Source organism: Streptomyces sp. NPDC059524 (assembly GCF_042749255.1).
In the GTDB taxonomy this organism is placed as follows: domain Bacteria; phylum Actinomycetota; class Actinomycetes; order Streptomycetales; family Streptomycetaceae; genus Streptomyces; species Streptomyces xanthii.
In genome coordinates, this window is the sequence record NZ_JBHYTK010000188.1 from 867 (window position 1) to 12,672 (window position 11,806).

Sequence of the window (11,806 nt, forward strand, 5' to 3'; positions counted from 1 at the left end):
CCGCGCGGCGCGCGCGCGCCCGCGTAGCGCCGGCTTCAGCCGCGCGCCCCCCCCCCCCCCCCGGGCCCGTCGGGCAGGGAGGGACCCCGGGGCCCCGAGAGGTCAGCCCCGGAAGCCGGCGACCCCGGAGGCGAAGGACGTGTCACAGACCGGGCGGGCGTAGGACTGCGCGCGGGCCGGGCCGTACGCGTGCACGGCGGCGCGGCCGAGGGCCTTGGCGATCGTCATGCAGTGCTTCGCCAGCGACGGCCGCCGGTCGATCTCCTGCTGGAGGTGGGTGAGCGCGACGCCCGGGTTCTCCTCCTGGAGTTCCTCGAGCAGGCGGTCGCGCAGGATGTCCTGGGGCGCGCGGGACTTGGCGCGCGCCGAGACGTCCTGCGAGGAAGCTGTCAGGATGGAGTCCTGCGAACTTCCCGACCAGTTGACCCGGGTGACCGCGAGGGTCCCGGAGAGCACCAGCATCACCGGCAGGACGAAGGCGAGCGTGCGGGCGGCGCGGCGGGCGGGACCCTGGCCCCGGGCTCGGCGCGACCTCTGGGTGTAGTTAGCGGAGTGCGTCACGCGAGTGAGCGTAGCGGTCGGTGATGATTTGGCGACATTTAGTCACTCGACCGAGGGACGGGTAACGGGGTTTCTTTGCTTGGGCGTTGACGCGCCTGGCCCAAAAGTCCTATTTGCCGGGGTATTTGTCGACAACGAAGGCGCGAACGCGGACCGGAAAAGGGGAAGGCCCCCGCACTTCCGCGCGGGGGCCTTCGAAGACCGGTCCTCGACCGGTCTTCGCTGTCGCTCCGGGTCAGTCGGAGAGACGCTCGCCCGTGGACGTCGAGAACACGTGGGTCTCGCCCGGACGCGGGACCACGTGCAGCTGGGCGCCCTTCTCGGGCACCCGGCGGCCGTTGACGCGGACGACCAGGTCCTTGTCCTCGCCGCCGACGCGCGCGGTGCCGTAGACGTAACCGTCGGCGCCGAGCTCCTCGACCACGTTCACGGAGACCGCGAGACCGGCCGGGGCGTCGCTGGAGTCCTTCGTCAGGGACTTCGAGGCCTCGCCGCCGCCGTGCTCCACGACGTCGAAGTGCTCGGGGCGCACGCCGACCGTGACCGTGGTGTCGCCCTTGTCGGACGCGGCCTTCAGGGCGTCGCGGTTCACCGGCACGACCGAGTTGCCGAACTTCACGCCGCCGTCGGTGATCGGCACCTCGACCAGGTTCATCGCGGGGGAGCCGATGAAGCCGGCGACGAACAGGTTCGCAGGCTTGTCGTACATGTTGCGCGGCGAGTCGACCTGCTGGAGCAGGCCGTCCTTCAGCACGGCCACGCGGTCGCCCATGGTCATGGCCTCGACCTGGTCGTGCGTGACGTACACGGTCGTGATGCCGAGACGGCGCTGCAGCGAGGCGATCTGCGTACGCGTGCTGACACGGAGCTTGGCGTCGAGGTTCGACAGCGGCTCGTCCATGAGGAACACCTGCGGCTCACGCACGATGGCGCGGCCCATCGCCACACGCTGGCGCTGACCACCGGACAGCGCCTTCGGCTTGCGGTCCAGGTACTCGGTCAGGTCGAGGATCTTGGCGGCCTCCTCGACCTTCTGCCGGATCTCCGCCTTGTTCACGCCGGCGATCTTCAGGGCGAAGCCCATGTTGTCGGCGACCGTCATGTGCGGGTACAGCGCGTAGTTCTGGAACACCATGGCGATGTCCCGGTCCTTGGGCGGCAGGTGCGTGACGTCGCGGTCGCCGATGCGGATCGCTCCGCCGTTGACGTCCTCGAGGCCCGCGAGCATGCGCAGGGAGGTCGACTTGCCGCAGCCGGACGGGCCGACGAGGACGAGGAACTCGCCGTCCTCGATCTCGATGTCCAGGCCGTCGACGGCGGGCTTGGTGGAACCCGGGTAGACGCGGGTCGCCTTGTCGAACGTGACAGAAGCCATGGCTGTGAAGCCCCCTTCACCGGCAGGAACGTGCCGGACGATCCGTAGTGGAAGGTGGTGAGTGGTGTAGTCCACGCGAGTGAACTGCTGGGACCGTACCCGGCCGGGGGCGGGTATGTCAGCAGGTCGGGGCCTGTGGGATTCGCCGGAATTTTCGAGAGGTCCGCGGACGGCGTTGGTTACACTGCACGGGCTGCCTCCTTAGCTCAGCTGGCCAGAGCAACGCACTTGTAATGCGTAGGTCGTCGGTTCGAATCCGACAGGGGGCTCCACGATCAGCCGAAACCCCGGGTCACCACAGGTGTGACCTGGGGTTTTCGCTGTTCACAGGCCGAAGAGGGCCTGGGCCGCGTGGCGGGTGTCGGTGTACTCGCGGACTTCGGTGATCCGGCCGGCCCGGACCGTGAAGAGGCCCAGGCAGTGGTTGTCGTAGGGGAGGCCGGTGGCCGCTTCGGCCTGGGCCCGCCATTCGGCGATCACCGTGGGGCCGTCCGCCAGGACGTTCGTCAGGGTGATGGTGGGGGTGGTGCCGGGGGCGAAGAGGGACGCCGTGGCCTTGCCGAGGAAGTCGTTGATGATCGCGTCGCGGCCGCGCCAGGTGCCGGAGAGAGGGAGGTCGGTGCCGGGGTAGGTCCAGGTCGCGTCCTCGGCGAAGGAATCGATGATCGTGGGCAGGTCGCCGGCGGCCACTGCCTCGATGTAGCGGGTGACGACGGCGCGGGGGGTGGCTTCTGTGGTCATGGCCCCGAGTGAAGTGCTCGGGGCCATGGTCAGGCCAACAACTGCGGTGCCGGTGCGACAACGGGGGGTTGTCGCGGCCGGTCAGCCGCGGCCGGCGATCTTGTCGGCGGCCTTGGCCAGGCGGGAGGACTCGGTGGTGCGGCCGGTCAGTTCTCGGCGGTCGGCGGCGTGGTACGTGGCGTACATGCCGTGGACGCCGAGCCAGCGGAAGGGCTCGGGCTCCCACTTGCGGACCTTGTGGTTGGCCCAGGGGAGGGCCGTGAGGTCGGTGGGGCCGGACTGGCCGGAGTCCTGCTGGACGAGGTCGCGCAGGGTGCGGGCGGCGAGGTTCGCGGTGGCGACGCCGGAGCCCACGTAACCGCCCGCCCAGCCGAGGCCGGTGGAGCGGTCCAGGCTGACCGAGGCGCACCAGTCGCGGGGGACGCCGAGGACGCCGGACCAGGCGTGGGCGATGCCGAGGCCGGTGAGCTGGGGGAAGAAGCGGGTGAGGATCTCGTACAGGGCCTCGACGGTGTGGGGCTGGGTGCGGCCGTCGTTGTCGGTGCGGGAGCCGAAGCGGTAGGGGACGCCGCGGCCGCCGAGGGCGATGCGGTCGTCGGCGGTGCGCTGGGCGTACATGTAGGCGTGGGCCATGTCGCCGAGGGTCTCGCGGCCTTCCCAGCCGATGGACTCCCACTGGGCGGGGGTGAGGGGCTCGGTGGCGATCATGGAGGAGTTCATGGGGAGCCAGGTGCGGCGGCTGCCCTTGAGGGAGGCGGTGAAGCCCTCGGTGCAGCGCAGGACGTAGGGGGCGCGCACGGTGCCGTAGGGGGTGATGGCGTGCTTGGGCTTGATCTCGGTGACGGGAGTCGACTCGTGGATGGTGACGCCGAGGGCTTCGGCGGCGCGGGCGAGGCCCTTGACGAGCTTCACGGGGTGCAGGCGGGCGCCGTGGGGGGTCCAGGTGGAGCCGACGGCGCCGGCGACGCGGATGCGTTCGGCGGTCTCGCGGGCGCCGTGCAGGGTGCGTTCCTTCTCGCCGTAGGAGACCTCGGTGGCGTGGAAGGCCTTGAGGCGGGCGAGCTGCGCGGGGGTGTAGGCGACTTCGAGGACGCCTCCGTGGTGGATGTCGGCGTCGATGTCCTCGGCCTTGGCGACGTCGATGACCTCGGTGACGGTGTCGTTCATGGCCTGCTGGAGGCGGACGGCGGCGTCGTGGCCGTGGAGCTTGGCGTAGCGGTCGCGGCCGGCGACGCCGTTGTAGAGCCAGCCGCCGTTGCGGCCGGAGGCGCCGTAGCCGCAGAACTTCTGCTCGAGGACGGTGATGCGCAGGAAGGGGGCGGCCTTCTTGAGGTAGTAGGCCGTCCACAGGCCGGTGTAGCCGCCGCCGACGATGACGACGTCGGCGGTCGCGTCGCCGGGGAGGGGCTCGCGGGTGTCGGGGAGGCCGTCGTCGGCGTACCAGTAGGAGATGCCGCCGTTGACGGTGGTGGTGGCGCTGCGGTTCGTGCTGCTCATGGCGGTGGACGTTACTGCGGGGGCGGGGGTTTGCGGCAGGGGGTGAGCGGGGCGGGTGCGGTCGCGCGGGTGAGGGGGCGGCAGCACAGGCCGATGAGGACGGCGGTGGCGTGGCCGAGGTCGGTGAAGGTGCGGCCGGTGCCGGTGAGGAGGGGGAGGCCGTAGACGGTGAGGACGGCGGCGAGGTAGGCGTAGCGCCAGGGGGAGGGGATGAGGTACGTGAGGACGGCGGCGACGCCGGCGAGGGCGTAACTGACGCCCACGTCGAGGGTGTTGACGGCGGAGGTCGGGGCGTGGCCGTGGCGGATGGCCCAGAGGAGGGCGCCTTCGCTGATGAGGGTGGCGAGGATGTGGGAGGCGGCGACGACGGCGAGCCAGCGGGGGGTGCCGAGGCGGTGTTCGGCGGGGGCGTGGAAGAGGGTGTAGAGCGCGGCGTAGGGCCACCAGCTGCTGCCGTCGATCCAGAAGGCGGAGGTCACGAGGACGCGGACGGGGTTCTGCGACAGCTCGTGGAGGTTGGTCGAGCGCCGGCGCAGGAAGGTCGTTTCGAAGGCCGGGGTCATGTGGTGGAGGGCGACGGTGGTGACGAAGAGTGCCGCCAGCCAGATGTAGGTGCCGGGGGCCTGTCGTACGTAGGTCATGGCGCGGGGCCAGAGGTGGGCGGGGCGTGCGGGCATGTCTGATTCAGGCACGCGGGTGGGGGCGGGGGCGGGATTGACGGCTCCGCGCCTGTGGAGATGCGCGCCGCGCGCCGCGTTTCCCTTCGGCGGTTAGCCTGCGTCCATGATTCGTGAGGCCAGGGTCGAGGACGTCGCCGTCATTCACGCGATGGTGCGTGAACTAGCCGAGTACGAGAAGGCGTTGGAGGAGGCGCGGGCTTCCGAGGAGCAGTTGCGGGAGGCGTTGTTCGGGGAGCGGCCGGCGGCGTTCGCGCATGTCGCGCAGGACGACGTGACCGGTGAGGTGGTCGGGTTCGCGCTGTGGTTCCTGAACTTCTCGACGTGGCGCGGGGTGCACGGGATCTATCTGGAGGATCTGTACGTGCGGCCGTCGGCGCGCGGCGGCGGGTACGGGAAGGCGCTGCTGCGGGAGTTGGCGCGCATCTGCGGGGAGCGGGGGTACGAGCGGCTGGAGTGGTCGGTGCTGGACTGGAACACGCCGGCGATCGACTTCTACCGGGCGCTCGGGGCGCGGCCGCAGGACGAGTGGACGGTGTTCCGGCTGACGGACGAGGCGTTGGGCGCGCTCGGAGGCTGAGGCGCCGGGGGGCGGTCAGGGTTCGAGGACGACCTTGCCGGTGGTGGCGCGGGTTTCGAGGGCGTGGTGGGCGGCGGCCGCTTCGGCGAGGGGGAAGCGGTGGAGCGCCGGGCGGAAGATGCCGCGGGCGGCGAGGTCGAGGGCGCGGAGTTCGAGGGTGCGCAGGGGGTCGGGGCCGCCGGCGCGGGCGAGGAGCGGGGGGCCGAGGACCTGTTCCTGGGTGATGCCGCGGCGGGTCTGTTCGGCGGGGTCGAGGAGGCGGGGGCCGGTGTCGGCGCCGATGCCCTGGGCGGACCAGCCGAAGACGAGGTGGTGGCCGCCGGGGCCGAGGAGGTCGAGGGCGGTGTCGGTGGTGGCGCCGCCGACGCCGTCGAGGAGGACGGTGGCCTGCTGTCCGCGTGCGGTGAGGAAGGCGCGGGCGGTGTCGGCCCAGTCGGGGGTGGTGTAGTCGAGGGCGAGGTCGGCGCCGTTGGCGGTGGCCTGCGCGGTTTTGGCGGGGCCGCCGGCGAGGGCGACGACGGTGCCGCCGGCGTGCTTCACGTACTGGACGAGGAGGGTGCCGATGCCGCCGGCGGCGGCGGGGATCAGGGCGACGGTGTCCGGGGTGACCTCGGTGAAGTTGAGGATGCCGGCGGCGGTGCGGCCGGTGCCGATGAGGGCGACGGCCTCGGCGGCGTCGAGGGTGTCGGGGAGGGCGTGGAGGCGGTCGGTGCCGGTGACGGCCCGTTCCGCGTAGCCGCCGGGGACCATGCCGAGGTGGGCGACGACACGGCGGCCGAGCCAGGTGGGGTCGGTGCCGGGGCCGAGGGCGTCGACGGTGCCGGCGACTTCGCGGCCGGGGACGGTGGGCAGGTCCGGGAGCGCGGGCAGGGGGCCGCGGTGGCCGGTGCGCAGGGCGGTGTCGAGGAGGTGGACGCCGGCGGCCTCGACGGAGATGCGGACCTGGCCGGGGCCGGGTGCGGGGTCGGGGGCCTCCTCGTAGGTGAGGTTCTCGGCGGGGCCGAAGGCGTGCAGGCGTACGGCGTGCATGGGGGCTCCCCAGCGGGTGGTGGTCGCCGGCGGGTGCCGGCGGTCGGCCGGGCCGCCGACGCCGCCAGTCTTCGACCTCAAGCGGACTTGAGGTCAAGGCCGGGGGCTTGTGTTCAGGCGGACTTGAGGTCGAGGCCGGGGACGCGGAGGGCGGAGCGCAGGGCGAGGGTGGTCGCCTCGATGGCGCTGGTGAAGGAGACCTCGGACAGGACGCCGGGGGCGGCGACCATGTCCCCGGCGAGGTGGACGCCGTCGCCGCGGTCGATGGCGGGGCGGTCGCGCCAGGTGGTGCCGGGGCGGTCGAGGGCGCCGGTGCGGCCCTTGGCGACGGCGTCGCGGCGCCACACGGTGCGGTCGCGCCAGTCGGGGAAGGCGAGGTCGAGGAGGTGCTCGGCGCGGGCGGAACCGTCGGCCTTGGACTCGCCGGGTGCGATCGGGACCTGTCCCTGGAGGAGGCTCTCGCCGTGCGGGGCGAGCGAGGGGTCCTGTGCGGTGAACCGTTCGAGCCAGGCCGGGAAGTCGATGCCGGAGACCGCGAAGGCGTCGCCGCGCCGGCGTCGCAGGGCGAGGTCGATGAGCGTGGTGCGGCCGCTGTCCCAGACGAGGGTGTCGTCGCGCAGGAGGCGGCGGGCGGCGTCCAGGGAGGTGGCGACGACGACGGGGGAGTCGGTGGGGAGGGCGTCGAGGCGGCTGAGGGTCTCGACGCGGACGCCGAGGTTCCAGGCGCGGGCGGCCATGCGGTCGATGACGGCGGACCAGCCGCCGACCGGATAGTGGGCCTCGGGCGGGAGTTTGGCGGTGCGGCGCAGGCGCTCCTGGACGAAGCGGGCGGAGAGCGAGCCGGGGTCGTGGTGGAAGAGGGCGACGGCGGTGTAGTGGGCGGCGGCGCGGGCACCGTCGGGGCCGACGAGACGGCTCGCCCAGGTGGTGAAGTCCTCGTCCACGGGCGCGCGTTCGGCCCGGTGGCGCAGCAGGCGCAGCAGGGCGGCGGGCGGGGTGCGGCGCAGGACGCCGCCGCGGTGGAAGCGCAGCCGGGCGCCTTCGAGGGGCGGTACGGCGGCGATGGCGCCGAGCAGGTCGCGGTGCTTCAGCCAGGTCCAGTGGGGGCCGCCGTTGTAGAGGGCGTGGGGGCCCTCGTGGGTGCGGTAGGCGGCGTCGGCGGTACGGGCGCGGCCGCCGAGGGTGTGGTGGGCCTCGTGGAGGGTGACGCGGGCGCCGGCCTCGGCGGCGGTGATCGCGGCGGTCAGACCGGCGAAGCCGCCGCCGACGACGGTGAGATCGGGGGTCGTCCTGCGGGCCATGCGGTGCTCCTGCCTTCGTGCGCGCGTTCCGTGGGCGCTGGGGTGGCTTTCACGGATACGACGACGGCGGCACCCCCGGATGTGACATCGGCCGGGGCGGGCGCGGATCGGCGCTGGTCGGGAGGGGTTGCGCGGCGTTGTCAGTGGGGCCGGGCAGCATGGGGGCATGGTCGACAGGAGTGGTGGCGGGAGCAGGGGCGGGGCCGGGGCGGCGAAGGTGCGGCGGGCGCGGCGGCCCGAGCTGCGGCTGCCTCCGCTGGAGCCGTGGCCCGAGGGGGCGGGGCTGGAGCCGGACGGGGACTACGACGGGGTGGAGCTGCGGGGCGCGGACCTGTCGGGGCAGGAGGGGATCGGGGCGCGGTTCATGGACTGCGCGATCGAGGAGTGCGCGCTGGACGGCACGGACCTGGGCCGGGCGCGGATCCTGGACTCGTCGCTGAGCGGGATCAGAGGCGTGGGCACGGATCTGGCCGGGGCGACGCTGCGGGACGTGGAGGTGGTGGACGCCCGGCTCGGCGGGACGCAGCTGCATGGGGCGGTCCTGGAGCGGGTGCTGATCCGTGGCGGGAAGATCGACTATTTGAATCTGCGGAAGGCGCGGCTCAAGGACGTCGTGTTCGAGGGCTGTGTGCTGGTGGAGCCGGACTTCGGGGGCGCGCGGCTGGAGCGCGTCGAGTTCCCCGGGTGCGTGGTGACGGGGGCGGATCTGTCGGCGGCGACGCTGGTGGACGTGGACCTGCGGGACGCGGCGCGGCTGGAGATCGCGCGCGGGGTGGACCGGCTGGGCGGGGCGGTGATCTCGACGGCGCAGCTGCTGGATCTGGCGCCGGTGTTCGCGGCGGCGCTGGGGGTGCGCGTGGAGGGGTGAGCGGGGGGCTGCCCGCCGGGGCCGGCCGCGTGCGGGCCGGCCGCTACTTCGTGCGGGGGAAGCGGGCCTGGAGGTCCCAGATCGCCGGGTTGTCCGCGAGGTCCTCGTGCATGTCGGTCAGATCGGCGATCAGGTCGTGCAGGAAGTCGCGGGCCTCGCGGCGCAGTTCGGAGTGCGAGAAGGTGAGCGGCGGTTCGTCGCCGGGCATCCAGTCGGCCTCGATGTCGACCCAGCCGAAGCGGCGCTCGAACAGCATGCGGTCGGTGGACTCGGTGAAGTCCAGCTCCGCGTACTGGGGGGTGGCGCTGCGGCTGCCGCGCGGGTCGCGGTCCAGCTGCTCGGTGATGTCGCACAGGGCCCACGCGAAGTCGAGCACCGGCACCCATCCCCAGGCTGTGGACAGCTCCCGGTCGGCCTTCGTGTCGGCCAGGTACACGTCGCCGCTGAACAGGTCGTGGCGCAGCGCGTGGACGTCCGCGCGGCGGTAGTCCGTCTGCGGGGGGTCCGGGAAGCGGCGGGAGAGGGCGTATCCGATGTCGAGCACGTACGTGATGGTGTCACGTGCGTGCGCGGGGCCGCCCCCCGTGCGGGGCGGCGGTGCGCGGGTGCGGTGTGGTGGGCTGGGGTGCCGGGGTGCGGGGGGTGTGTGGCTCAGGGCAGGAGGCGCTGCTCCTTCGCCACGGCCACGGCGCCGGCGCGGGTGTCGACGCCGAGCTTGTCGTAGATCCGGCCCAGGTGGGTCTTGACCGTGGCCTCGCTGATGAACAGGGCCTTGGCGATCTCCCGGTTGCTCAGGCCGTGCGCGAGCTGGGCGAGGATGTCGCGCTCGCGGTCGGTGAGGGTGGGGCGGGGCTTGCGCATGTTGGCCATGACCCGGGAGGCGACCGGGGCGGAGAGGGTGGTGCGGCCCTGGGCGGCGGCGTGGATCGCGGCGAACAGTTCCTCGGGGCGTTCCGCCTTGAGCAGGTAGCCGGTGGCGCCGGCCTCGATGGCGCGGGTGATGTCGGCGTCCGTGTCGTACGTGGTGAGGACCAGGACGTTCGGGCCGCCGCCCGGGGGCGCGGTGAGGCGGCGGGTCGTCTCGACGCCGTCGATGCCCTCGCCGAGCTGGAGGTCCATCAGGACGACGTCCGGGGTGAGCTTGGCGGCCAGGGCGATGGCCTCTTCGCCGGTGCCGGCCTCTCCGACGACCTCGATGTCGGGGGCGCTGTCCAGGAGGGCGAGGAGGCCGGCGCGGACCACTACGTGGTCGTCGCAGAGCAGGATCTTCACGGGCTGAGTCATGATGGCTCGGGTCTCCTCGGGTGGGCTGCGGTGTTTATTGTGCGGGTCGAATTGGTGCGGGGGCCATCGCCGTTGCGGGTCGCGATTTCGTCGCCGAGTGCGGGCCGGTGGGGCTTCTCGCGCCCCGCGGCGGAGCCGCTGAAAGACACAGCCCCGCGCCCCTGAAATGCAGACCCTTCGGGTCGCATTTCCCCGACGGGTGACCGCCCGATGGAGATGGCGCACGAAGTGCGCATCTCCAGGGGCGCGGGGAACTGCGCGACCAGCCCCCACGGCGGGAGAGTCGAAAACCAGCCCCTCCGGCGGGAGAGTCGTAGATCGAGCCTCTCCGGCGATTGAGGAGCGGGGGCCGGGGCGGAGTTCCTGGGAGGGGTCAGGCTCGGGGGGACAAGGGGATCGCCGCTGTCAGGACCGTGCCTTCGCCCGGGGCGGAGTCGAGGGTCAGGGTGCCGCCGAGCTGGCGGACACGGGCGCGGATCGCGGGAACCCCGTGCCCGCGGACACCGGTGGACGCGTCGGGAAGCGTCGCGGGGTCGAACCCGGTGCCGTTGTCGACGACGTCCAGGACGACCTGGTCGTCGAGGAGCGTCAGGGTCACCGCCGCCTCCGTCGCCCCGGAGTGTTCGCGGACGTTGGCGAGCGCCCCCTGCGCGATGCGGAGCAGCGCCGACTGCACCCGGTCCGGCAGCCGCGGCGTACGCCCCCCGTCGTCGATGTGGACCCGCACGGAGAGCCGCTCGCCGGAGGCGCGCTCGGCGACCGCGTGCAGCCCCGCCTCCAGCCCGTCGGCCAGGTCGGCCGGGGCGAGGTCGTGCACGAAGCGGCGCGCCTCCGTGAGGTTGTGCTCGGCGATCGACGTCGCGGTGTGGACGTGGACGCGGGCCTTGGCGCTGTCGGTGTCCCAGACGCGCTCGGCGGCCTGGAGCAGCATCTGCTGGCTGGACAGGCCCTGCGCGAGGGTGTCGTGGATCTCCATGGACAGCCGCTGCCGTTCGGCGAGGGTGCCCTCGCGCCGTTCGGAGGCGGCGAGTTCGCGCCGGGTGCGGATGAGGTCGTCGATGAGGGCCCGCTGCCGCGCGGCCTGCCGCTGCATCTGCGTGAAGATCGCCGTGGCGAACGCGGCGACGGCGGCGGGCCCGATCACCAGGTCCTGGTCGAACCGCCCGGCCAGATGCAGCTGGGCGAAGATCACGACGACGGTGAGCAGCCCGACCAGGACGTACGCGGCGACCGTGGGCAGGGTGCGCAGGATCGCGTAGAAGAGGGGCACGGCCACCCACGCGAAGCTGGGCGCGACGTCGACGAGGACGGCCCAGACGACGATCACGACGACGAGCCAGGCGAGGCGGCGCGGCCGGGGCCAGGGGATCGGGGCTCCGGGCGGCAGGTTCGGCACGCTGCCGCGGCGCGGGCCGATGATGTAGAGGACGGCGAGGACCGTGGCCAGGGTGATGACGTAGGGGGCCTTGACCTCTTCGCCGTGCCGCTGCACGAACCGGATCATGGACGAGCCGAGCAGGACGAAGAACGCGACGCTCATGAGGATCTCGAGCCAGCGTCCGTCGGGGTCGTGCTCGGTCAGCGGGCCGGGTGCCGGCTCGTCCGCCGGACGGGCATGGCGTCCGGTGCGGGCGGGGTCCCGTCGGTCGGCGTCCGTCATGGGCGCACCTCCTCTCCTCCACACGGCGCGGGCGGCGCGTGCGCGCCGCCGCGATCGAGTCCGTGAAATGGGCAAACATTGCCATTCTCACCTGCTTCGGCGCTCCCGGGGTCAACCGTTCGGATGACCCCGGGGTCGGCCGCTCGGGCCGCCGCCCCCAGCCGGAACGTCGACGGGTGAGGGCGGGTGGAGGGCCCAACATTGATAACAGATCAGGACGGCAGGAACCCGAA

Annotated in this window: 12 protein-coding genes and 1 tRNA gene; 3 read left to right on the forward strand and 10 right to left on the reverse strand. The window is 72.9% G+C overall.

Annotated elements, in window-relative coordinates:
- Positions 1 to 102: 102 nt before the first annotated feature.
- Both ACFW9D_RS34055 and ACFW9D_RS34060 read right to left on the reverse strand, forming a co-directional pair.
- Complete coding sequence (locus tag ACFW9D_RS34055) at positions 103 to 561, reverse strand: hypothetical protein (RefSeq protein WP_188337688.1); 459 nt, start codon at positions 559 to 561, stop codon at positions 103 to 105.
- Positions 562 to 796: 235 nt separating this feature from the next.
- On the reverse strand, positions 797 to 1,936 hold the full coding sequence (locus ACFW9D_RS34060) for an ABC transporter ATP-binding protein (RefSeq protein ID WP_188337687.1): 1,140 nt from the start codon (positions 1,934 to 1,936) through the stop codon (positions 797 to 799).
- A gap of 195 nt (positions 1,937 to 2,131) precedes the next feature.
- Between ACFW9D_RS34060 and ACFW9D_RS34065 the strand changes: the two genes are divergently transcribed.
- Positions 2,132 to 2,208: transfer RNA gene (locus ACFW9D_RS34065), tRNA-Thr, on the forward strand.
- A gap of 52 nt (positions 2,209 to 2,260) precedes the next feature.
- Here ACFW9D_RS34065 and ACFW9D_RS34070 read toward each other — a convergent pair.
- From ACFW9D_RS34070 to ACFW9D_RS34080, 3 genes are all read right to left on the reverse strand, one after another.
- A complete protein-coding gene (locus ACFW9D_RS34070) occupies positions 2,261 to 2,677 on the reverse strand; it encodes a nuclear transport factor 2 family protein (RefSeq protein WP_384628516.1) in 417 nt (138 codons plus the stop codon).
- 81 nt (positions 2,678 to 2,758) lie between these two features.
- Entirely contained in the window at positions 2,759 to 4,174 is a 1,416-nt protein-coding gene (locus ACFW9D_RS34075) for an NAD(P)/FAD-dependent oxidoreductase (RefSeq protein ID WP_384628519.1), read from the reverse strand.
- Positions 4,175 to 4,185: 11 nt separating this feature from the next.
- The gene (locus tag ACFW9D_RS34080; protein ID WP_384628521.1) at positions 4,186 to 4,851 is read right to left on the reverse strand and encodes a rhomboid-like protein; all 666 of its coding nucleotides are present in this window, start codon (positions 4,849 to 4,851) and stop codon (positions 4,186 to 4,188) included.
- 106 nt (positions 4,852 to 4,957) lie between these two features.
- Here ACFW9D_RS34080 and ACFW9D_RS34085 point away from each other — a divergent pair, with 106 nt between their 5' ends.
- On the forward strand, positions 4,958 to 5,431 hold the full coding sequence (locus ACFW9D_RS34085; protein WP_188337683.1) for a GNAT family N-acetyltransferase: 474 nt from the start codon (positions 4,958 to 4,960) through the stop codon (positions 5,429 to 5,431).
- A gap of 15 nt (positions 5,432 to 5,446) precedes the next feature.
- Here the strand turns inward: ACFW9D_RS34085 and ACFW9D_RS34090 are convergent, their stop codons facing one another.
- Positions 5,447 to 6,460 (reverse strand): zinc-binding dehydrogenase, encoded by a 1,014-nt coding sequence (locus ACFW9D_RS34090; protein WP_384628524.1) that lies wholly within the window; start codon positions 6,458 to 6,460, stop codon positions 5,447 to 5,449.
- A gap of 113 nt (positions 6,461 to 6,573) precedes the next feature.
- Complete coding sequence (locus tag ACFW9D_RS34095) at positions 6,574 to 7,761, reverse strand: NAD(P)-binding protein (RefSeq protein WP_384628527.1); 1,188 nt, start codon at positions 7,759 to 7,761, stop codon at positions 6,574 to 6,576.
- A gap of 166 nt (positions 7,762 to 7,927) precedes the next feature.
- Between ACFW9D_RS34095 and ACFW9D_RS34100 the strand changes: the two genes are divergently transcribed.
- A complete protein-coding gene (locus tag ACFW9D_RS34100) occupies positions 7,928 to 8,629 on the forward strand; it encodes a pentapeptide repeat-containing protein (RefSeq protein ID WP_384628530.1) in 702 nt (233 codons plus the stop codon).
- Positions 8,630 to 8,672: 43 nt separating this feature from the next.
- On the opposite strand, the gene ACFW9D_RS34105 is transcribed toward ACFW9D_RS34100, so the two are convergent.
- The 3 genes from ACFW9D_RS34105 to ACFW9D_RS34115 form a co-directional block, all read right to left on the reverse strand.
- Entirely contained in the window at positions 8,673 to 9,173 is a 501-nt protein-coding gene (locus tag ACFW9D_RS34105; protein WP_188337679.1) for a hypothetical protein, read from the reverse strand.
- 107 nt (positions 9,174 to 9,280) lie between these two features.
- Entirely contained in the window at positions 9,281 to 9,913 is a 633-nt protein-coding gene (locus ACFW9D_RS34110; RefSeq protein ID WP_384628533.1) for a response regulator, read from the reverse strand.
- 373 nt (positions 9,914 to 10,286) lie between these two features.
- A complete protein-coding gene (locus ACFW9D_RS34115; RefSeq protein ID WP_384628536.1) occupies positions 10,287 to 11,573 on the reverse strand; it encodes a sensor histidine kinase in 1,287 nt (428 codons plus the stop codon).
- Positions 11,574 to 11,806: the final 233 nt, after the last annotated feature.

Coding starts and splice junctions, on each gene's coding strand:
- ACFW9D_RS34060 (WP_188337687.1), bottom strand. CDS start 1,936: ATGGCTTCTGTCACGTTCGACAAGGCGACCCGCGTCTACCCGGGTTCC.
- ACFW9D_RS34070 (WP_384628516.1), bottom strand. CDS start 2,677: ATGACCACAGAAGCCACCCCCCGCGCCGTCGTCACCCGCTACATCGAG.
- ACFW9D_RS34075 (WP_384628519.1), bottom strand. CDS start 4,174: ATGAGCAGCACGAACCGCAGCGCCACCACCACCGTCAACGGCGGCATC.
- ACFW9D_RS34080 (WP_384628521.1), bottom strand. CDS start 4,851: ATGCCCGCACGCCCCGCCCACCTCTGGCCCCGCGCCATGACCTACGTA.
- ACFW9D_RS34085 (WP_188337683.1), top strand. CDS start 4,958: ATGATTCGTGAGGCCAGGGTCGAGGACGTCGCCGTCATTCACGCGATG.
- ACFW9D_RS34090 (WP_384628524.1), bottom strand. CDS start 6,460: ATGCACGCCGTACGCCTGCACGCCTTCGGCCCCGCCGAGAACCTCACC.
- ACFW9D_RS34095 (WP_384628527.1), bottom strand. CDS start 7,761: ATGGCCCGCAGGACGACCCCCGATCTCACCGTCGTCGGCGGCGGCTTC.
- ACFW9D_RS34100 (WP_384628530.1), top strand. CDS start 7,928: ATGGTCGACAGGAGTGGTGGCGGGAGCAGGGGCGGGGCCGGGGCGGCG.
- ACFW9D_RS34110 (WP_384628533.1), bottom strand. CDS start 9,913: ATGACTCAGCCCGTGAAGATCCTGCTCTGCGACGACCACGTAGTGGTC.
- ACFW9D_RS34115 (WP_384628536.1), bottom strand. CDS start 11,573: ATGACGGACGCCGACCGACGGGACCCCGCCCGCACCGGACGCCATGCC.